A 19,950-nucleotide genomic window follows, 5' to 3' on the forward strand; every position below is an offset into this window, starting at 1 on the left:
ACCCAGATGGAGTGAATAGGGCAAGTTTGCGGCAATTCGCAAATTCGAGGGGGAAATATGAGAAAAGTAGTCATTTCAGGCGCAGCGCGCACACCAATGGGCGGATTTCAGGGGGATTTCGCGGGAATCGAAGCCGCAGAGCTGGGCGGGGCCGCCATTCGGTCCGCATTGGCCGGAGCCGGAGTTGAAACCGTTGACGAAGTGCTGATGGGCTGTGTTTTGCCAGCAGGGCAGGGCCAGGCACCTGCACGTCAGGCCGGATTCGCCGGAGGTCTGGGCGAAGATGTGCCCGCCACTACACTAAATAAGATGTGTGGTTCCGGGATGAAGGCCGCAATGATGGCGTTTGACCAGATCGCACTGGGTCACGCGGATACGATGATCGCGGGCGGCATGGAAAGCATGACCAACGCGCCGTATCTGTTGCCCAAAATGCGGGACGGCGCACGGATTGGCCATCAAAACGTTCAGGACAGCATGTTTTTGGATGGGCTAGAGGACGCCTATGACAAAGGCCGCCTGATGGGCACATTTGCCGAAGATTGCGCTGAGCATTTCCAATTCACTCGCGAAGCGCAGGACGAATATGCGTTACGGTCCCTCAGCCGCGCGCGTGCTGCGCAGGACAGTGACGCGTTTGATCGCGAAATTGCCGCGGTGACATATAAGACTCGCCAAGGCGACGTCGAAGTGAACGTGGACGAACAGCCCCAAAAGGCCCGTCCCGAGAAAATTCCGCAGCTGAAACCCGCATTCCGCAAGGATGGTTCGGTCACGGCGGCGAATTCATCGTCGATTTCAGATGGTGCTGCGGCTTTGGTCATCTCGGCCCAAGAGGTCGGTCTGCCTGTGCGCGCGACCATCGTTGGTCATGCCAGCCACGCCCAAGCCCCCGGCTGGTTCACAACCGCGCCGGTTCCAGCCGCGCAGAAACTGTTGGACAATATCGGTTGGACCAAAGACGACGTGGACCTGTGGGAAGTGAACGAAGCCTTTGCCGTGGTGCCGATGGCCTTTATGCATGAAATGGGGCTCAGCCCAGACATCGTGAACGTCAATGGCGGGGCCTGTGCATTGGGTCACCCGATTGGGGCCTCTGGGGCGCGAATCATTGTGACATTGCTGAACGCGTTGGAAAAACGCGGATTGAAACGCGGTGTGGCCGCGATTTGTATCGGTGGCGGCGAAGGCACAGCCATCGCAATCGAGAGACCAGATGCGGATTGATTACCCCGAAGTCACGAAATCCATCCTTGCCCTGACAGAGGGCGAGGATGATGTCGTGTCAATTATGGCGACCATCGCCTGTGAATTGCACCATGCGGATGACCGGTTTCATTGGACCGGGTTTTACCGTGTGGTTGCGCCGCAACTGATGAAAATCGGGCCCTATCAGGGCGGACACGGGTGTCTTTCTATCCCGTTTTCGCGCGGGGTTTGTGGGGCCGCCGCCCGCACAGGCCAAGTGCAACTGGTCGCGGATGTGAACGCATTCAGCGACCATATTGCCTGTTCCAGCACGACTCAGAGCGAAGTGGTTTTGCCGGTTTGGAACTGGGCAGGAGAGCTGCTTGGAGTGTTGGATATCGATTCCGACCTACCGGATGCGTTTGACCAAAACGATGTGGATGGGTTGCAGTCAATTCTAGAAAAAGCGTTTTAACACAAGTGCCTGCATTGATTGAAAGGGACCTGTCGCATTTGGGTGTGGCAGGTCTTTTTGGGTCAAAGCTTCCCTTGCGTGAATTTCTGTTCCGAGCGAGTGAAATTTTTCTTTGAAATTTCATAAAAATGTGACACCGTGAAATTAGGGAAGCAAATTTCACGGTCATTATGAAACACGATCCACTCGAAAAACCGAAAACCTTGGGCGCGGATTTGCGGGCTCTGCGCAAAGCGCGGGGTTACACGCTCACCGATTTGGCTGAATCCCTGGGGCGGTCTGTTGGCTGGTTGAGCCAAGTGGAACGCGAAATGTCTGACCCATCTGTCAGCGATCTGCGGGCCATGGCCAAGGCGCTGGACGTGTCCGTTTCGTCCCTGTTTCGCACCTCATCAACCCCAACAAACGAAGACGGCTTGATTGTTCGCAAATCGTCGCGTCGCCCAATTGGGTCGCGTGATGACGGGCTGGTCGAAGAACTGCTTTCCCCGGATCTGACCGATGATTTTGAGGTGGTACATTCTACGTTTGAACCCGGCGCGTTGATGAATGACGCCGTGACCCGCCCAACCCAAGAGGTCGGTTATGTGGTCGGAGGCAAGCTGACGCTGTGGATCGATGACGTAGAATTTAACCTTTCACCGGGCGATAGTTTTCGCATCCGGGGGCAGCGATATCGCTGGTCCAACCCCCACCCAGAGGCCTGCACGGTGATTTGGGTCATCGCGCCTCCGATCTACTAAAATGGCGGTGTTGAAAGGCAGCTGTGCCTGCAGAAAAATCAGCTTTGAAACAGCCGCAACTCCGGTTGGGGCATCGGTCTGTCATTGTGGCCAATGTCGCAAAATGTCGGGCCACACATGGTCGTCCGCGCAGGTCGACATTGATGATTTGACGATTTCCGGGCCGGTCAAATGGGTCGCGCTCAGCCCCACTGCAAAACGCGGCATTTGCCCGGATTGCGGGGCCTATTTGTTCTGGAAGGCCCATAACGAAAACATGATCAGTTTCGCGCTTGGGGCCCTGGATGGGCCAACCGGGCTGACGCTGACCAAACATATCTTTGTCGCTGACAAAGGCGATTATTACGAAATTGCGGACGATGTTCCGCAACAGAAATAGCAGGAGGCCATAATGGCAGAATTTCCATCAACCGCACGGGTTGTCATCATTGGCGGCGGCGCCATCGGCGTGTCGACGTTGTACCATTTGGCCAAAGAAGGCTGGACCGATTGTGTTCTTTTGGAAAAGAACGAACTGACCGCTGGGTCCACGTGGCATGCTGCGGGCAATTGCCCGAATTTCAGCGCGTCTTGGGCGGTGATGAACATGCAGCGCTATTCGCTGGAAATGTACCGTACATTGGCCGAAGACGTTGATTATCCGATGAACTATCACGTCACGGGTGCGCTGCGTTTGGGCCATACCAAAGAGCGGATGAAAGAATTTGAACGCGTGGCCGGCATGGCGCGGTATCAGGGTTTGGAAATGGATATGCTGACGCCCAAAGAGGCGTTGGATTACTATCCTTTCCTTGAAACCCATGATTTGGCGGGCGTTCTATGGGATCCATTGGACGGTGATATCGATCCGGCCCAGCTGACCCAAGCGATGGCCAAAGGTGCCCGCGATCTGGGGGCCAATATCCAACGTTTTTGTCCCGCAACAGGGGTGAGCCGCGATGGCGATGAATGGGTTGTGCACACCGAAAAAGGCGACATCAAATGTGAATTTGTCGTCAACTGCGCAGGCTATTATGCAAAACGCGTCGGCGAATGGTTCAAACCATATGGCGGGCGTGATGTGCCGATGGTGGTCATGTCCCACCAGTATTTCCTGACCGAAGAAATCCCCGAAATCGAAGCGTGGACCAAAGAAAACGGCCGCAAATTGCCGATGATCCGCGATGTGGATTCGTCCTATTATTTGCGTCAGGACAAACATGGTCTGAACCTTGGCCCATACGAAGTGAATTGTAAGGCGCATTGGGTTACCAAAGACGACCCAATGCCGCAGGACTTTAGTTTCCAGCTATATCCGGACGATCTGGAACGGTTGGAATGGTATATCGAAGACGCCATGGGCCGGGTTCCATTATTGGGTACATCTGGCGTGGGGCGCGTGATCAACGGGCCGATCCCTTATGCACCAGACGGGTTGCCGTTGATGGGGCCAATGCCGGGCGTGAAAAACGCATTTGAGGCGCATTCCTTTACCTTTGGGATCGTGCAGGCCGGTGGCGCGGGCAAAGTCATGGCCGAATGGATCACAACCGGCGAAACCGAATGGGATATGTGGGCCGTTGATGGACGCCGCTACACCGATCACGCGGATTTCGATTTTTGCCACAACAAAGCGTTGGAAACATATGGCCATGAATACGCGATGCATTTCCCGCATCACGAATGGCCTGCTGCGCGCAATAAAAAGCTGTCGCAGAACCACGACCGGTTGGTCGCGGATGGCGGTCAAATGGGGGCCTATAACGGCTGGGAACGCGCCAACTATTTTGCCAAAGACGGCGATGACATTTCTGAGGCCGCAACCGAAACATGGAACCGCAATGGCCCATGGGCGGTGCGCGTCAAAGAAGAGGTCGAAGCCTGCCGTGACAATGTCGGCGTTTTGGATATGCCCGGATTTTCACGTTACAGCCTGACGGGGGCCGGGGCGGCTGAATGGCTGCGCACACAGGTTGCAGGCGCATTGCCCAAAGCCGGGCGCATGAACCTTGGTTATTTTGCGGATACACGCGGCCGGATTGTGACAGAGGTCACCATCATCCGATTTGCCGAAGACGAATTCATGCTGATGACCGCCGCCGTGGCGCAATGGCACGATTTCGAATTCCTGCAAAAATCGCTGCCTGCGGATGGGTCGCTGACTTTGGTCGATATCACAACCGATTACAGCACGTTGCTGGTCTGTGGACCCAAATCGCGTGACATGTTGTCTGGCCTGACCGACGCGGATCTGACCACAGGTTGGCTGACCCATCAGGATGCAACATTTGCCGGCAAGCCCGCGAAATTGATGCGGATCTGTTTCGGCGGGGAACTGGGGTGGGAAATCCACACCAAAACCGAAGACACAGCCAATGCCTATAGCGCAATCCGCGATGCTGGTGCGACCCCGTTTGGGATGTTCGCGCTGGATTCCATGCGGATCGAAAAAGGCTACCGCACGTGGAAAGGCGACCTGTCGACGGATTACACCCTGCTCGAAGGGGGCCTGGGCCGGTTTGTGCGCCTGAACAAGGAACAGGACTTCCCGGGCAAAGCCGCCTTGTTGGCCGAACAACAACAAGGGTCAAAGAAAGGGTTTGTCACGCTGATCGTCGAAGCCGGGGATTCGGACGCGCCCTATATGTCCACCCTTTGGAAAGACGGCGAAGTGGTGGGTGAAACCACGTCGGGCAATTTCGGATATCGGGTCAATAAATCCATCGCGCTGGGGATGGTGCGGGCCGATTTGACCACACCGGGAACCGAGCTTGAGGTCGAAATCTTTGGCGAACGCTGCAAAGCAATTGTCCAAGAGGACGCCCCGATCTGGGATCCTGAAAACGATCGCATCCGCGCCTAAGCCTAACCTATTGCGACCTGCCATTCGGGGCAGGTCCCCATTCAAGCCAATCTGGCACAATTTCGGAGGCGCAAGCCCATGTCTCTTCCTACCAAAGCCCGAGTCGTCATTGTTGGCGGCGGTGTGATCGGGTGTTCTGTTGCGTATCATCTGGCCAAACTGGGCTGGAAAGACGTCGTTCTGTTGGAACGCAAACAACTGACCTCTGGCACCACATGGCATGCGGCCGGGCTTATTGCTCAGCTGCGCGCCACAAAAAACATGACCAAACTGGCGAAATACAGTCAGGAATTATACGGCACATTAGAAGAAGAAACCGGAGTCGCCACTGGGTTCAAACGTTGCGGTTCCATTACGGTTGCTCTGACGGATGAACGGTGTGAAGAAATCTATCGTCAGGCGGCGATGGCACGGTCGTTTGGCGTCGAAGTCGAAGAGATTTCGAACGAGCGGGTGCAGGAATTATACCCCCACATCAATCTAGAAGGCGTCAAAGGCGCGGTTTACCTGCCCAAAGACGGCCAAGGGGACCCCGCCAACATCGCCTTGGCGCTGGCCAAAGGCGCCCGCCAGAACGGTGCGCTGATCAAGGAACGTATCAAAGTCACCGCCTTTACCAAGGAAGGCCGTGATGTGACGGGCGTGGATTGGGTGTCTGACGATGGATCAGAATCCGGGCATATCGAATGTGACATGGTCGTCAATTGCGGGGGCATGTGGGGGCACGAAGTCGGCAAGAAAGCGGGCGTGAGCGTGCCGCTTCAGGCGTGTGAACATTTCTATATCGTCACGGAAAACATCGAAAACATGTCCCAATTGCCGGTGCTGCGTGTGCCGGATGAATATGCCTATTACAAAGAAGACGCCGGTAAAATTCTGTTGGGCGCGTTTGAACCTGTGGCCAAACCTTGGGCGAATGACGGCATTCCGTCGGACTTCGAATTTGACCAATTGCCTGAGGATTTCGACCATTTCGAACCGATCCTTGAAATGGCAGTTGAACGTGTGCCGCTCTTGGCCGAGGCCGGGATTCATACCTTCTTTAATGGTCCGGAATCCTTTACGCCGGATGACGCATATCACTTGGGTCTGGCCCCGGAATTGAACAATTTCTGGGTCGCGGCTGGGTTTAACTCGATTGGGATTCAATCCGCTGGTGGCGCTGGTATGGCGTTGGCGCAGTGGATGGATACAGGCGAAAAACCGTTTGATCTGGGGGATGTTGACATCAACCGGATGCAGCCATTCCAGGGCAACAAACAATACCTGTTTGAGCGGTCCAAAGAAACGTTGGGTCTGCTTTACAAGGATCATTTCCCGTTCAAACAAAAGGAAACCGCGCGTGGTATTCGCCGGTCGCCGTTTCATTATCACCTTCAGGAACGCGGCGCTGTATTTGGTGAATTTTCAGGGTGGGAACGGGCAAACTGGTTTGCGCGTGAAAATCAAGAGGCCGAATATCAATACACATGGAAACGCCAAAACTTCTTTGACAATGTCCGCGAAGAACACATGGCGATCCGTCAAAATGTGGGCATGTACGACATGTCTTCGTTCGGCAAATTGCGCGTAGAAGGCCCGGATGCCACCAAATATCTGAACTACCTTGCAGGCGGTCAATATGACGTGGACCATGGCCGGATTGTCTATTCGCAATTCCTGAACAAAAACGGCGGCATTGAGGCTGATGTGACCATCACGCGGCTGTCGACCAACACCTATTTGGTCGTCACACCCGCGGCGTCGCGCTATAATGATCAGGTCTGGATGGAACGGAACAAAGGCAACTTTAACGTTTCCATCACAGACATCACCGCCGCCGAAGCCACACTGGCGGTCATGGGTCCACGGTCTCGTGCATTGCTAGAAGCAGTGTCGCCAAACACATTCACAAATGACGTGAACCCGTTTGGCACGGCGCAGGAAATCGAAATCGGCATGGGCTTGGCGCGGGTTCACCGCGTGACCTATGTGGGCGAACTGGGCTGGGAAGTTTACGTATCGTCCGACATGGCAGGGCATGTTTTTGAAACGCTCTATGAAGCGGGACAGGATATGGGTCTAAAACTGTGCGGGATGCATATGATGGATACCTGCCGGATCGAAAAAGGCTATCGTCACTTTGGCCATGACATCACCTGCGAAGATCACGTTGTTGATGCAGGCATCGGGTTTGCCGTCAAAGGTGACAAAGATGACTTTATCGGGCGGGATGCGTTTTTGCGTCGCAAGGAAACCGGGCCACAGAACCGGATGTTGCAATTCAAACTGACGGATCCAGAACCGCTGCTTTATCATAATGAACCAATCCTGCGGGACGGCGAGCTGGTCGGCTATCTGACCTCTGGCGCTTACGGTCACCATCTGGGCGGCGCGATGGGGCTGGGTTATGTGCCATGCGCCGGTGAAAAAGCGGCGGATGTGCTGGCGTCAAGCTATGAAATCGACGTCATGGGTGTGCGGGTCAAAGCCGAAGCATCCCTGAAGCCGATGTATGATCCAAAATCGGAGCGGGTCAAAGCCTGATCCGACGAGACAGAGCATTGGAAACGGGCAGGCTTAGGTCTGCCCGTTTTTCGTGGTGATCTGCGGTGCCAGCATGTCCGCCCATAAATCATAGGCGGCCTTTGACGGGTGAAACCCATCCTTTGCGATGTATTTGGGTGCATATGGCACAGTAATCGGCACAAACGTCACATCAGGTTCCTTGGCCACGTTGGCCGCAAGCGCACGTCCAAGCCGCGCCGCGTCCTGTCCTAAAATCTGGCGCAATGGGGTGGGCAGCAATGGAAACCGACCCATCGGTGGCAGATCATTCACAAGAATATGCTGCACGCCGAATTTGGCCCGCAACAGCGCCCGCAGCCTGTTTTGTTGGGCAATCCATGGGCGTAAACTGGCATTGCGGGTCACGTCATTCACCCCCAGCACAATCAGCGCCACGTCAAAGTGATCTGGGTCCAAGTGCTGTAGATGCTGTAACGTTGATGGCGTTGTCGCGCCGGTTTTTGCCTCTAATTGCCATGTCACATGCATCGATTGCGACAGCCGCGCGATCAATTGCCCCAATAATGCATCCTCTTGATGGTCCACACCGACCCCAGCGGCAGAACTGTCCCCGATGATCAAGAGACGAAGGTGGGTATCGGTGCTGATCTGGGACCGGGTAGTTCCCTTTCGTGGCCCAATAGGTTCCGCCAGCAAAAGCGCATGGCGCCGCACGGTCAATCCCTGCCAGATCAATATTGGAGCCAAAGGCGGCTTGGAAAGGAATGTCGGGATTTTCATAGGTAATTGCTGGTGACATTGCGGACCCATTGCAAGCCTAACGCTGCGATAGCTTTCCCTTGGCCGGCGGATCGGATAGGGACGCGGCATGCAAATTGGAACCGAATATACCCCACCCCAAGACCCGCTTGTGGTTCTGCACGAAGACCACGAAGTGGTGCTGGTTGATAAGCCAAGCGGCCTGTTATCGGTGCCCGGGCGGGGTGAACATTTGGCGGATTGCCTGATCACACGTGTGCAGCAGGTCTTTCCGACGGCATTGTTGGTGCATCGACTGGATCGCGACACGTCTGGTGTGATGATTTTTGCCCTGACGCCCCATGCACAGCGGCATCTGGGGCTGCAGTTTGAAAAACGCCAAACCCAAAAGACATATGTCGCACGCGTGCATGGCAAACTAGAGCCGAAAACCGGGCAGGTGGACCTGCCATTGATCGTAGACTGGCCAAATCGCCCCAAACAGATGGTGTGTCATGAAACGGGGAAATCCGCGCAAACCGACTGGCGCGTTGTGCGGTCAAACGATGATGAAACTCGTGTGCGGCTGATGCCAAAAACCGGGCGGTCGCATCAATTGCGGGTCCATATGTTGGCGTTGGGTCATCCCATTTTGGGGGATCCGTTTTACGCCACGGGCGCGGCACTGGATCACCCGCGTTTGATGCTGCATTCAGAAACGCTTCGGTTTCGTCATCCCGATGGCGGGCAGGGCACACGCATCACGGCCAAAGCCCCGTTTTAAAAAGAAAAAGCGCCCCACTGGGACGCTCTCTTGGCTATGTTTTGTTGCAGTTAGGTGTTGATCCAACCAGAGATGGACTTCACCTCCAGAAATTCCTCAAGCCCAAATGCGCCCCCTTCACGGGCCCGACCGGATGACTTTTTGCCACCAAAAGGCATGCCCTGTGCGCGGCCCTGACCATTGATTTCAACCATGCCGGATTCAAGCTGAAGCGAGAGCCGGTTGGCGCGTGCGGCATCTTGGGTCTGAACATAGTTTGTCAGGCCGTATTCCGTGTCGTTGGCGATGCGAACGGCCTCTTCCTCGGAGTCAAAAGGAATGATCGACAAAACAGGACCAAAGATTTCCTGCTGCGCGATTGTCATGTCATTGCTGACATCGGCAAACACGGTTGGGCGGACATAATAGCCACGATTGACGCCTTCTGGCAGGCCGGGGCCGCCCGCAATCAACCGCGCACCTTCGTTGATGCCCGTTTCGATCAATCCCTGAATTTGGTCCCATTGGCGTTTATTGACGACCGGACCAATATGGCGGCCTTCTTCGGTTGGTGTACCAACCTTGATACTGTCTGCGGTTTCGCGTGCAATTTCCAACGTTTGATCATAAACGGTGCGGTCCACCAACATGCGGCTGGGGGCATTGCAGGATTGACCGGTATTGTTCATCATATGCAGAACGCCGCGTTTAACCGCTTTGTCATCCGCATCCGCAAAAATCAGGTTCGCCCCTTTGCCGCCCAATTCCAGTGTCACACGTTTCATTGTGTCGGCGGCCGCCTTGGAAATAGCGCGCCCCGCACGGGTTGAACCGGTAAAGCTGATCATCTGAACATCCTTGTGTTCAGAGAGCTGCGTGCCCACACCCAGCCCGTCGCCATTCACCAGATTGAACACCCCGGCTGGCAGGCCGGCATCGTGCAAAAACTCTGCAAATAGCATCGAAGAGAGCGGCGCCTCTTCTGAGGGTTTTAACACGCAGGTACATCCGGCGAGTAGGGCCGGTATGACCTTCAGAGTGACTTGATTCATTGGCCAATTCCAAGGGGTTATCAAGCCAACAACGCCAATCGGTTCATAGGATAGACGGTCATTGGGCGCATGTTCACCAGCGTCCTTGACCCACTGAAAATTCTTGGCCGCGTCCAGAAAACCCTGTGTGTGCCATGGAATGCTCGTGGCCTGAGAATTCCGCGCCAATGTGATCGGGGCCCCCATTTCCAAGCTGATCGCTTGGGCCATTTCTTCTTTGCGAGCTTCGTATTGCTCTAGGAATTTTTCGATAATCGCAACGCGCGCGGATGGGTCCGTTGCACGCCAAGCGGGCCACGCGGATTTGGCGGCCGCAACGGCGGCATCGGTATCTGCCTGATCGCCCAAGGAAATGACCGCGCAGGGGTCTTCGTTTGATGGATTGATCACATCGTGATCACGGGGGGATGCAGGCGCAACCCACGCTCCGTCAATATAGAACTCGCGTTTTTTGATCATATTATTTCTCCCTTCCGACAAGCCTTGGCAGGATTGCCGAGTATTTGCAAGCAAAGCTGGCTTTTGACGTTTTTCAAACCTATATCCAAATACAGAACGCAGAAGATGTTCTATCTGCGACATATCGCTGGAGATAAACATGGGTATTCGGATAAACGAAGTCATCCCCAATTTGACCGTTGAAACGGATCAAGGGTCGTTGAACCTGCATGATTGGGTTGGGGGCAATTGGTCCATTCTGTTTTCACATCCCAAAGATTTCACCCCCGTTTGCACCACCGAATTTGGTGCCGTGGCGCAGCTGGCGGATGAATGGGACAAACGCAACGTGAATGTCATGGGCGTTTCCGTTGATGGTGTAGAAGAGCACATCAAATGGAAAGCGGATATTGAGAAAGCCGGTGGTGCAACGCCGAATTTCCCAATTGTTGCGGACCAGGGTCTGGCCTTGTCCAAAGCGTTCGACATGTTGCCAGCCGAGGCAATTTTGCCCGATGGGCGCACGCCAAATGACACGGCCACCGTGCGGTCAGTTTTCATCATTGGCCCAGACAACCAATTGAAGCTGTCCATGACCTATCCGATGAATGTCGGGCGCAATTTCGCTGAGGTTCTGCGCGCTGTGGATGCGTTGCAAACGGCCAATGGTCAGGGCGTTGCAACGCCTGCCAATTGGGTGCCCGGTGGGGACGTGATTGTACCGATGACCGTGTCAGACGAAGACGCGCGCGCCAAATATGGCGAGGTGGATATGGTGCTGCCTTATCTGCGCAAAGTGAAGCTGTAACTGTTTTGGCGTGCATCCAGGGATGCGCGCCATTTGCCTTAGAAAAGAGCGCGCAATATGCATGAAAAGAACCCGGATGTCCGGCCCGCCCAGCAGCGGATCAAACGCAAACCCGAAGACGTCGCTGCAACGCCGCCCGAACCACGGTCCTTTAAAACTGCGTTCACGCCAGAATTTCTAAAACCCTATCACAAAGGGGTTATGGACTATACATATAAGGGTGTGAGCTGTCTCAAAAGCCCGATTGATCTGGCAATCTATATGAAGCTGATCTTTGACTTAAAGCCGGGATCGATCATCGAAATTGGGTCGTTTCACGGCGGGGCAGCACTGTTTTACGAAGATTTGTGCCGCAATTACGGGTTGGATACAGAAATCGTCACTGTTGATTTTCGCACCCTAGAAGAAAACCCAACCACACAAGCGTCAAAGAGCAAAGTTCGGTTCTATCAGGCTGATGCGGAACATCTTGAAGAAAGCGACCTGCATGCGGCGTTAGATACGCTGCCGCGGCCGTGGTTGGTGATCGAAGACAGCGCCCATACCTTTAGGGTCAGCCATGCGGTTATGGCCTATTTTGCCAAACGCATGCAGTCCGGCGAATATTTGTTGATCGAAGATGGCGTCATCGAGGACCAAGGCGGAAACTGGCGATATGACGGTGGCCCGAACCGCGCAGTTCACGAATATCTCAGGGATTTTCCTGACCATTATGACATCGACACTCATTACAATGACTTCTTTGGGGTTAATGCCAGCTTTAATCCCAACGGGTATTTGGTCAAACGATAACCCGCCGCGTTTGATCGCGATTAATCAAGAATGTTTACCTGATATTTAGAGCGCTGCGCGTTTAGTGGCGGGATGAAAAACGTTCTGGATTTCCTCCCTGCTATTGCATCATTGATGCTTTGTTTGCTGGTGACCCCCGTGATGGCTGTCGTTTCGACACCTATCGAACCGGGGTCATTGGTGCTGGTGGTTGCGTCCCCTACCCAAGATTTTGAACAATTGGTGCAAGATGCCGGTGGTCAGGTTGTCGGGGCTGAAAAGAGGTATCTATCGGTGCTTGGTGTTTCAGATGATCCGCAATTTGCGGACCGTCTGCTGGCGCTTGGGGCATGGGCGGTTCTGGACGGGTCAATACAAGCATGGCTGTGTGGGGAACTTAATGCGCAAACTAAATGAACTGGAAAACACACGACATTCCGCGTTGCGGATGCTCACGATTGTTACGGTTGTTGTTGGTGCCATTCCGATTATCGTCGCGGGGACGATCGGAAATTCTGTTTTTGCAATTGGTGGGCTTGCTGGGATGTTCGCCCTGCTCGCGGTTGCGTCCTATAAAAAAGGAACAGGTCTGGCCGGGCGGTTGGGTGTTACGATTTCACTGATCGGGGAAATTGCGCTGCTGACGGCGGCGTTTTCTGGTCATGCCTGGCAAATAGACAGCCACATGACCTATTTTGCCGGGCTGGCGATGGTGACGCTCCTTGTTGATCCCGTTGCATTGGTGGTCGGGGCTGGTGTGATCGCCTTGCACCATCTGGCTTTGACATTTGTAATGCCCAGCCTGATTTACCCTTCGACGGATCTATCGGCGAATATTGAACGGACGCTGTTTCACGCTGCCATTTTGGTCGTTGAAACGATCATTTTGGTTGTGGCTGCGCGCAATACGCACGCGCAGCTGCTAACGATCCAAACCGACAAATCGGCCCTGACGGATGCCATGTCTGCATTGGAACAGGAAATGGCTGTAATCGCAGAAAAGGATCGCGCCCAGACGAATGTCGTGACCCAATTGCGGACAGGTTTGTCAGAGGTGGAATCCGGAAATCTCAGGGCTGACATCACAGGACCATTCCCGACGGAATATGAGGATTTGCGCAAGAGCTTTAATGAGACCGTCAACGCCCTAAACGTTGCCGTTAGCACAGTCGTGTCTTTGTCCGATGGCATGCGGCTAAGTTCTGGGGAATTAGCAGCCTCGTCCAATCAGGTCGCCAAAAGCACGGAACAACAGGCCGAAACCCTGGCACGGGTGTCGGGTGCGGTGGTCAACATTTCAGACGCGATGAAAACATCTGTCGACACAACAGGTCGAACGCAGAACCGGTTTGATATCACCAGATCGGCTGCGGAAAACAGCGCGGTCATCGTCGAACGCGCGGTTACGGCCATGGACGCAATCGAAGAATCATCGGGTGAAATCAACAGCATCGTAAGCTTGATCGAAGACATCGCATTTCAAACAAACCTGTTGGCACTGAATGCAGGCGTAGAAGCCGCGCGTGCAGGTGAAGCGGGGGCCGGATTTGCGATTGTGGCATCCGAAGTGCGCGCCCTTGCATATCGGTCCTCTGAGGCCGCGCAAAATATCAATCGACTGATTGAACAAAGCGGCGAACAGGTTTCAGCTGGCGTCGTGTTGGTGAAAGAGGTGGGTGAGGCACTGACCGGTATCCTAACCGATGTGAAAGAAGCCTCTGAAAGTATTGTCGAAATCGCTAAATCAGCGCGGGATCAGTCCGATTCTGTATCAGAAATTCGGGCCGCGTTGGACACAATCGAAGGCATCACTCAGAGCAACGCCGCAAGATCAGAAGAAGCATTCGCCGCCACGGTTGGGTTGGATCAGTCCATGGATCAACTGACCAATACGCTCAAAAGGTTTGATGTGGGGGCACAACAAAACACCGCTGAACAGGCCGCGTGGAATGATGACAAAGAAAGCCTGAGCGAAGATTTTGCTCAGTTTGGCTGAGCTATGCCAAGGAAAAGAACGCCAAAAAAAGAGCCCCGGTAAATGCCGGGGCTCTTAAACGTTCAAAGAAGGTAGCGCTTAGTCAGCGGCTTCTTCTTGTTTGGCTTCTGTGCCTGTTTCCTGATCGACAACTTTCATGGACAGGCGAACCTTGCCACGATCATCAAAGCCAAGAAGCTTAACCCATACTTTTTGACCTTCTTTCAGAACGTCAGATGGGTGGTTCAGGCGACGATTTTCGATCTGAGAAACATGGACCAGACCGTCACGCTTACCAAAGAAGTTCACGAATGCACCGAAATCAACGATTTTGACAACTGTACCTTCGTAGATCGCACCTTCTTCTGGCTCTGCGACGATCGAGTGGATCATCTCATAGGCCTTTTTGATGGCTTCGCCGTTTGGCGATGCGATTTTGATCACGCCGTCATCGTTGATGTCGACTTTGGCGCCGGACACTTCAACGATTTCACGGATGACTTTACCACCGGACCCGATCACTTCGCGGATTTTGTCGGTTGGGATATTCATGGTTTCGATGCGTGGAGCATGAACCGAGAATTCCTGCGCGCCGGTGATGGCTTTGGCCATCTCGTCCAGAATGTGCAGACGACCCGCTTTGGCCTGAGCCAAGGCTTTTTCCATGATTTCAGGTGTAATCCCTGCAACCTTGATGTCCATCTGCAGCGACGTGATACCGTTTTCAGTACCGGCCACTTTGAAGTCCATGTCGCCCAGGTGATCTTCGTCACCCAAGATGTCGGACAGGATGCCGTAGGATCCGTCTTCTTCCAGAACCAGACCCATGGCCACACCAGCAACTGGTGCTTTCAATGGAACGCCAGCATCCATCATGGACAAGGAGCCACCACATACGGACGCCATCGACGACGACCCGTTGGATTCTGTGATCTCGGATACAACGCGCACGGTGTATGGGAAATCTGTGGGTGCTGGCAGAACCGCCTGCAACGCACGCCAAGCCAGTTTACCGTGACCGATTTCACGACGGCCGGGGCCAGACACACGACCAACTTCACCAACCGAATAGGGAGGGAAGTTATAGTGCAGCATAAAGTTGGACCGGAAATTGCCGTGCAATGCGTCAATGATCTGTTCGTCATCGCCGGTGCCCAATGTGGTCACAACCAGACCTTGGGTTTCGCCGCGTGTGAACAAGGCAGAACCGTGGGTCCGTGGCAGGAAACCAGTTTGGCTGACGATTGGGCGAATTTCGTCCAAAGCGCGACCGTCGATGCGGCGACCGTTTTTAACAACGTCCCCACGCAGAACACCGGATTCCAGTTTCTTCAACGCAGCGCCAAGGTTCGCATCCTCTAACTGCTCTTCGCTCAGAGCGGCTTTGATGGTCTCTTTGACGGCGGCAACAGCGGCGGTGCGCTCTTGCTTGTCGCTGATTGCATAAGCAGCGCGCATGGCGTCTTCGCCAGCGGCGGCAACAACGCCGTACAGTTCAGAATAATCAGGTGCGATGAATTCGAACGGCTCTTTGGCGGTTTCTTCGGCCAGATCGATGATCAGGTCGATAACCGGCTGGATTTGCGCATGGGCAAAGTTCACAGCGCCGAGCATTTCTTCTTCGGTCAGTTCATAGGCTTCTGACTCAACCATCATGACCGCGTCTTTGGTGCCGGCCACAACCAGATCAAGACGCTGATCAGGGTTGTTGCGCAGGCCCTGCATGTCATCAACCGTTGGGTTCAGGATGTAATCTCCGTCTTCGTAACCAACACGCGCACAGGCGATTGGGCCACGGAATGGCGCGCCAGAAATGGTCAGCGCAGCAGAGGCCGCAATCATCGCAACGACGTCAGGGTCGTTGACCAGATCGTGGGACAGAACGGTACACATCACCAGAACTTCGTGTTTGAAGCCGGGGACGAACAATGGACGGATCGGACGGTCGATCAGACGTGCTGTCAGTGTTTCTTTTTCGGTTGGGCGTGCTTCACGTTTGAAAAAGCCACCTGGTACTTTACCGGCGGCGTAATATTTTTCTTGGTAATGTACGGTCAGCGGGAAAAAGTCCTGGCCCGGCTTTGGTGCTTTGGCGAACGTGACGTTGGCCATAACACTGGTTTCACCCAGCGTGGCAATCACTGTGCCGTCTGCCTGACGCGCAACTTTGCCGGTTTCCAGTGTCAGCGTTTCTTCGCCCCACTGGATTGATTTCTTTACTTCATTGAACATATGAATTTCCTAAGTTGGCCAATCGCGGCCATTTTACGTAGGGGGCGGATTCCCCCTGACCCCGTAGCATCATATCGGCGCTGGGGTCCGGGCGCCGGAATCGATACCGCGCGTGTACATCACAATGTTCCCAAATGAAAGATAATACGCATCGCAGCCATTTGATGTAAGAAACGTTGATATGTTGGGCGATTTGGGGCAAGCAACAACATCACTACGTAGCGTCAACTGGCAGGGAGGAACGCCCAGATGACACACAAGTCGATTTTGATCATTCACACAGGTGGGACGATAGGGATGGTTCAGTCCGAGGCGGGCTATGTGCCCAAAATCGGAGTGATGGAGGAAGAGATCGAAAAGCAGATTGCCGCAAGACCAGAGGAAATATCTTACGAAATTGTGCGTCTTGATCCGTTGATCGACAGCGCAAATGCCACCCCCCGGGATTGGAACCGGATCAGTGGCCAGATCATGGCGTTTTATTCTGAATATGACGGTTTCATCGTCACGCATGGCACCGACACGATGGCGTTTTGTGCGGCGGCATTGTGCATGTCGTTAGAAGGGTTGGACAAACCCATCGTTCTGACCGGGGCGATGTTGCCGCTGTCAGAGCCGGGCAGTGACGGCAGCCCAAACCTTGCTGATACGATTGAGTCTGTTTTAACCGCGGAACCGGGGGTGTGGATTCAGTTTTCGGGCCGGTTGCTGCATGGTGCGCGCACCCGCAAGATACATTCACGGGACAATGACGCGTTTTCGGCGCAGCCTTCGCAGGTACCACCCAGACGTATTTCGGGAACTGTTTTGCGGCATGTCTTTGGTCAAAAAGAAGTGGCCGTCGTCACGGTTGTGCCCGGCGGATCGATGGAGGTGATCGAATTTGCCATGTCCAAATGCGACGGTGTGGTGTTGCGATGTTACGGCAGCGGGACCGTTCCAAATCATCCGACATTGGAACGCGCATTGGCCGCCGCAAAACGACGCAACATCCCGGTTGTGGTGGTCAGCGAATGTCTGGGCGGCGGCACTTCGTTGGGCAGCTATGAAGCCGGGGCGGTTTTGGTACGATATGGTGTGATTGATGGGCGCGACATGACGATGGAGGCCGCCTATGCCAAATTGGCGTTGGCGCTGAACACACGGATGAGCCGCGCAACCCAGCGGGACTTTATTCTGGCGCCCATCTGCGGTGAGTTTTCGACTTATCTAGCGGCCTGATCGTCCAATTGGCCGTCTAACAGGTCAGACACCGTGACAAAACGATAACCCTGCCCCCGTAATCCAGTGATGATGGCGGGCAGGGCGTCGCGTGACGATTGACGGGACGAAAACATCACATGCATCAGGATAATGTCGCCGTTTTTGGTCTGCGTCAGGACGTGATCGGTGATGGATGCGGCAGAGTTCGGATCGCTCTGTTCGGGCTCTTGGGACCACATGATTGTGGTGCGGTCGGTTTGTGACAGAAACCAAGGCAGGCCAAACAGTTTTTTGCCAAAGGGCGGGCGAAACGTCAGGGGACCGTCATATCCGCCAGCGCGAATGGCGGCATCCGTTTGTTCAATTTCGCGCCGGATGTCTCCCATCGGCATGAACACCATCCGTTGATGAGACCAGGAATGATTGCCGATTTCATGCCCGTCATCAGCAATCGCGCGGATCAGATCGGGATGCGCGTCTGCGTCGTGTCCGGTCACGTAAAACGTCGCCGGGACATCGTGTTGGGCCAGAATATCTAGGACAGTTTGTGTGTGCGCCGGTGTTGGTCCGTCGTCAAATGTCAGGGCGACCACCTGTTGCGGCGTTTCAACCCGATCCAAAAGGGTGCCAAAGGTTTGATAGGTCCGGGACCGGCTCAGATGGAGAAGGCCAAACCCAACCAGCCCCAAAACGACAACGCCAACAATCGAAAATTTAACAAACCGCATAACACAAACCGTAAAAATGAAAACGCCCGCCAAAGGGCGAGCGTTTGAACCAAAAGGGTGTCAGTCTTAGCGACGGATGCCCAGTTTTTTGATCAGGTCCTGGTAACGGGCCTCGTCTTTGGCTTTGGTGTAATCCAAAAGCTTACGACGCAGAGCAACCATTTTCAAAAGACCACGACGACCGTGGTTGTCTTTTTTGTGGTATTTGAAGTGCTCTGTCAGGGTGTTGATGCGCGATGTCAGGATGGCAACCTGAACTTCTGGCGAACCTGTATCGCCTTCTTTGGTGCCGAATTCTTTGATAACGCGTGCTTTTTCTTCAACAGTAATCGACATCGGGGTCTCCTTTATGGATGAGGTGAATGGCGCAGGCCGGGATGTCGTCCAGCAGGGCCCATGGAGTATCGTCAACATTGCTGCAAACGATTGGCCGCGTCTAAGCGGATTCTTTCAAAAAGGGAAGAGTTTTCTGAGCAAAAGGGATCAGGCGGCCACCAAGGCAACGCTGGACAGATCCAATTCGCTGACGCCCAGCAGGTTCACGACCGCAACGCCGTCCGACAACAAAGCGATCCCATTGTCGATATTGGCGATGCTCAATTCCGGAATGCCGGCGCTGGGGTCATAGATGACCTGCAAAATATCCTCGGTGGCATCGAAATCGTCAATAGTGGATGCGCCGGTGCCATCTGTCAGCGCAAAGGTATCGCTGCCGTCGCCGCCATTCATCCAATCATCTTCGCCTGCGATCAGGATGTCGTTGCCCTGACCCCCATTCAGATAATCGCGATCCGCTGCATCCCCGGATCCGGTGACGATGTCGTCCCCTTCTCCGCCATGTAGCACGTCCTGACCAGCGCCCCCGATCAGGTTATCATCACCGTCATTGCCGGCGATTGTATCGGCGCCGACGCCCCCGTAAACAATGTCATTTCCAGCCCCGGCAATCAGGGTATCGTCCCCGAAATCCCCGTTCAAAATATCGTCGCCGGTGTGTCCATATAGACTGTCATCCCCCAGCCCCCCACTGAGCGTGTCGTCGCCGGTGCCGCCATGAACACGGTCGTCGCCTTCACCGCCCAAAAGGCTGTCATTGCCATCTTCGCCGTCCAGATAATCATTGCCGCCCATCCCGGAAACAGTATCGTCACCCTCCCCAGAGAAGAGTTCGTCGATCTCGTCGGTACCGGTAAGCGTTGCACCAGCCGGGTCGGTTGGTGCTGTGTCCAATGGGTCGGTTTCAATGGGTGCGTCAGGTGCTAGGATGTCCGGGCCAGTTCCTAATGCGCCATCGCTATCAGGCATAGAATCGTCGTCCGCCCCGATTTGATCAAGGGGCGGATCAAACACTGCAAAACCAGTAAAAGCGAGGCCAAGAAGGCCTAAAAGGGCAAGCATTGAGACCGACTTTCGCTTACGAATCTACTCACGTTGTCTAAACTTATCACAATCTGGAACAATTGCAGAACGATTATGCAGAATTTGG

18 protein-coding genes are annotated in these 19,950 nt (G+C 54.4%); 12 read left to right on the top strand and 6 right to left on the bottom strand.

Annotated features, from left to right (window positions below; all coding sequences use genetic code 11):
* Window positions 1-57: 57 nt before the first annotated feature.
* From AB1F12_RS01320 to AB1F12_RS01345, 6 genes are all read left to right on the top strand, one after another.
* Window positions 58-1,227, top strand: a complete 1,170-nt coding sequence (locus AB1F12_RS01320; RefSeq protein WP_368186003.1) for an acetyl-CoA C-acyltransferase — start codon at window positions 58-60, stop codon at window positions 1,225-1,227.
* Window positions 1,217-1,663: a GAF domain-containing protein gene (locus AB1F12_RS01325; RefSeq protein ID WP_368186005.1), complete on the top strand. Its 447-nt coding sequence runs from the start codon at window positions 1,217-1,219 to the stop codon at window positions 1,661-1,663. The genes AB1F12_RS01320 and AB1F12_RS01325 overlap by 11 nt, the downstream gene beginning before the upstream one ends.
* 170 nt (window positions 1,664-1,833) lie before the next feature.
* Window positions 1,834-2,406 (top strand): helix-turn-helix domain-containing protein, encoded by a 573-nt coding sequence (locus tag AB1F12_RS01330; RefSeq protein ID WP_368186006.1) that lies wholly within the window; start codon window positions 1,834-1,836, stop codon window positions 2,404-2,406.
* 1 nt (window position 2,407) lies between these two features.
* The gene (locus AB1F12_RS01335; RefSeq protein ID WP_368186008.1) at window positions 2,408-2,785 is read left to right on the top strand and encodes a GFA family protein; all 378 of its coding nucleotides are present in this window, start codon (window positions 2,408-2,410) and stop codon (window positions 2,783-2,785) included.
* Window positions 2,786-2,797: 12 nt separating this feature from the next.
* Window positions 2,798-5,248 carry an FAD-dependent oxidoreductase gene (locus tag AB1F12_RS01340; protein ID WP_368186009.1) on the top strand — a complete coding sequence of 817 codons (2,451 nt, stop codon included), beginning with the start codon at window positions 2,798-2,800 and terminating at the stop codon, window positions 5,246-5,248.
* A 78-nt stretch (window positions 5,249-5,326) separates the two neighbouring features.
* Window positions 5,327-7,774: an FAD-dependent oxidoreductase gene (locus AB1F12_RS01345; RefSeq protein WP_368186010.1), complete on the top strand. Its 2,448-nt coding sequence runs from the start codon at window positions 5,327-5,329 to the stop codon at window positions 7,772-7,774.
* Between the two features lie 33 nt (window positions 7,775-7,807).
* Here the strand turns inward: AB1F12_RS01345 and AB1F12_RS01350 are convergent, their stop codons facing one another.
* Window positions 7,808-8,536 carry an SGNH/GDSL hydrolase family protein gene (locus AB1F12_RS01350; RefSeq protein WP_368186011.1) on the bottom strand — a complete coding sequence of 243 codons (729 nt, stop codon included), beginning with the start codon at window positions 8,534-8,536 and terminating at the stop codon, window positions 7,808-7,810.
* Between the two features lie 94 nt (window positions 8,537-8,630).
* Between AB1F12_RS01350 and AB1F12_RS01355 the strand changes: the two genes are divergently transcribed.
* Window positions 8,631-9,278: an RluA family pseudouridine synthase gene (locus tag AB1F12_RS01355; RefSeq protein WP_368188213.1), complete on the top strand. Its 648-nt coding sequence runs from the start codon at window positions 8,631-8,633 to the stop codon at window positions 9,276-9,278.
* Window positions 9,279-9,328: 50 nt separating this feature from the next.
* On the opposite strand, the gene AB1F12_RS01360 is transcribed toward AB1F12_RS01355, so the two are convergent.
* Window positions 9,329-10,768, bottom strand: a complete 1,440-nt coding sequence (locus AB1F12_RS01360) for an aldehyde dehydrogenase family protein (RefSeq protein ID WP_368186013.1) — start codon at window positions 10,766-10,768, stop codon at window positions 9,329-9,331.
* Between the two features lie 139 nt (window positions 10,769-10,907).
* On the opposite strand from AB1F12_RS01360, the gene AB1F12_RS01365 reads away from it, so the two are divergent.
* From AB1F12_RS01365 to AB1F12_RS01380, 4 genes are all read left to right on the top strand, one after another.
* Window positions 10,908-11,555 carry a peroxiredoxin gene (locus AB1F12_RS01365; RefSeq protein ID WP_368186015.1) on the top strand — a complete coding sequence of 216 codons (648 nt, stop codon included), beginning with the start codon at window positions 10,908-10,910 and terminating at the stop codon, window positions 11,553-11,555.
* Between the two features lie 57 nt (window positions 11,556-11,612).
* The gene (locus AB1F12_RS01370; protein WP_368186017.1) at window positions 11,613-12,347 is read left to right on the top strand and encodes a CmcI family methyltransferase; all 735 of its coding nucleotides are present in this window, start codon (window positions 11,613-11,615) and stop codon (window positions 12,345-12,347) included.
* 72 nt (window positions 12,348-12,419) lie between these two features.
* On the top strand, window positions 12,420-12,743 hold the full coding sequence (locus AB1F12_RS01375; protein WP_368186019.1) for a hypothetical protein: 324 nt from the start codon (window positions 12,420-12,422) through the stop codon (window positions 12,741-12,743).
* Window positions 12,727-14,322: a methyl-accepting chemotaxis protein gene (locus AB1F12_RS01380; protein WP_368186020.1), complete on the top strand. Its 1,596-nt coding sequence runs from the start codon at window positions 12,727-12,729 to the stop codon at window positions 14,320-14,322. Before AB1F12_RS01375 ends, AB1F12_RS01380 begins: the two co-directional genes overlap by 17 nt.
* A 78-nt stretch (window positions 14,323-14,400) precedes the next feature.
* On the opposite strand, the gene pnp is transcribed toward AB1F12_RS01380, so the two are convergent.
* Entirely contained in the window at window positions 14,401-16,533 is a 2,133-nt protein-coding gene (pnp, locus tag AB1F12_RS01385; RefSeq protein ID WP_368186021.1) for a polyribonucleotide nucleotidyltransferase, read from the bottom strand.
* A 249-nt stretch (window positions 16,534-16,782) separates the two neighbouring features.
* On the opposite strand from pnp, the gene AB1F12_RS01390 reads away from it, so the two are divergent.
* Window positions 16,783-17,754: an asparaginase gene (locus AB1F12_RS01390; RefSeq protein WP_368186023.1), complete on the top strand. Its 972-nt coding sequence runs from the start codon at window positions 16,783-16,785 to the stop codon at window positions 17,752-17,754.
* Here the strand turns inward: AB1F12_RS01390 and AB1F12_RS01395 are convergent.
* The 3 genes from AB1F12_RS01395 to AB1F12_RS01405 form a co-directional block, all read right to left on the bottom strand.
* Window positions 17,739-18,464 carry a polysaccharide deacetylase family protein gene (locus tag AB1F12_RS01395; RefSeq protein ID WP_368186025.1) on the bottom strand — a complete coding sequence of 242 codons (726 nt, stop codon included), beginning with the start codon at window positions 18,462-18,464 and terminating at the stop codon, window positions 17,739-17,741. The two genes, AB1F12_RS01390 and AB1F12_RS01395, sit on opposite strands and share 16 nt — an antisense overlap.
* A gap of 66 nt (window positions 18,465-18,530) precedes the next feature.
* Window positions 18,531-18,800, bottom strand: a complete 270-nt coding sequence (rpsO, locus tag AB1F12_RS01400) for a 30S ribosomal protein S15 (RefSeq protein ID WP_368186026.1) — start codon at window positions 18,798-18,800, stop codon at window positions 18,531-18,533.
* 147 nt (window positions 18,801-18,947) lie between these two features.
* Window positions 18,948-19,769, bottom strand: coding sequence for a calcium-binding protein (locus AB1F12_RS01405; protein WP_368186029.1), 822 nt, complete (start codon window positions 19,767-19,769; stop codon window positions 18,948-18,950).
* Window positions 19,770-19,950: the final 181 nt, after the last annotated feature.

The sequence above is a fragment of the Aestuariibius sp. HNIBRBA575 genome (assembly GCF_040932005.1).
In the GTDB taxonomy this organism is placed as follows: domain Bacteria; phylum Pseudomonadota; class Alphaproteobacteria; order Rhodobacterales; family Rhodobacteraceae; genus CANLNM01.

What these genes read in the sequence shown, in the direction of transcription:
- AB1F12_RS01350 (WP_368186011.1), bottom strand. Translation starts at nt 8,536, where the DNA reads ATGAAAATCCCGACATTCCTTTCCAAGCCGCCTTTGGCTCCAATATTG.
- AB1F12_RS01380 (WP_368186020.1), top strand. Translation starts at nt 12,727, where the DNA reads ATGCGCAAACTAAATGAACTGGAAAACACACGACATTCCGCGTTGCGG.
- rpsO (WP_368186026.1), bottom strand. Translation starts at nt 18,800, where the DNA reads ATGTCGATTACTGTTGAAGAAAAAGCACGCGTTATCAAAGAATTCGGC.
- AB1F12_RS01340 (WP_368186009.1), top strand. Translation starts at nt 2,798, where the DNA reads ATGGCAGAATTTCCATCAACCGCACGGGTTGTCATCATTGGCGGCGGC.
- AB1F12_RS01345 (WP_368186010.1), top strand. Translation starts at nt 5,327, where the DNA reads ATGTCTCTTCCTACCAAAGCCCGAGTCGTCATTGTTGGCGGCGGTGTG.
- AB1F12_RS01390 (WP_368186023.1), top strand. Translation starts at nt 16,783, where the DNA reads ATGACACACAAGTCGATTTTGATCATTCACACAGGTGGGACGATAGGG.
- AB1F12_RS01330 (WP_368186006.1), top strand. Translation starts at nt 1,834, where the DNA reads ATGAAACACGATCCACTCGAAAAACCGAAAACCTTGGGCGCGGATTTG.
- AB1F12_RS01370 (WP_368186017.1), top strand. Translation starts at nt 11,613, where the DNA reads ATGCATGAAAAGAACCCGGATGTCCGGCCCGCCCAGCAGCGGATCAAA.
- AB1F12_RS01325 (WP_368186005.1), top strand. Translation starts at nt 1,217, where the DNA reads ATGCGGATTGATTACCCCGAAGTCACGAAATCCATCCTTGCCCTGACA.
- AB1F12_RS01360 (WP_368186013.1), bottom strand. Translation starts at nt 10,768, where the DNA reads ATGATCAAAAAACGCGAGTTCTATATTGACGGAGCGTGGGTTGCGCCT.
- AB1F12_RS01375 (WP_368186019.1), top strand. Translation starts at nt 12,420, where the DNA reads ATGAAAAACGTTCTGGATTTCCTCCCTGCTATTGCATCATTGATGCTT.
- AB1F12_RS01335 (WP_368186008.1), top strand. Translation starts at nt 2,408, where the DNA reads ATGGCGGTGTTGAAAGGCAGCTGTGCCTGCAGAAAAATCAGCTTTGAA.
- AB1F12_RS01365 (WP_368186015.1), top strand. Translation starts at nt 10,908, where the DNA reads ATGGGTATTCGGATAAACGAAGTCATCCCCAATTTGACCGTTGAAACG.
- AB1F12_RS01320 (WP_368186003.1), top strand. Translation starts at nt 58, where the DNA reads ATGAGAAAAGTAGTCATTTCAGGCGCAGCGCGCACACCAATGGGCGGA.
- AB1F12_RS01395 (WP_368186025.1), bottom strand. Translation starts at nt 18,464, where the DNA reads ATGCGGTTTGTTAAATTTTCGATTGTTGGCGTTGTCGTTTTGGGGCTG.
- AB1F12_RS01405 (WP_368186029.1), bottom strand. Translation starts at nt 19,769, where the DNA reads ATGCCTGATAGCGATGGCGCATTAGGAACTGGCCCGGACATCCTAGCA.
- pnp (WP_368186021.1), bottom strand. Translation starts at nt 16,533, where the DNA reads ATGTTCAATGAAGTAAAGAAATCAATCCAGTGGGGCGAAGAAACGCTG.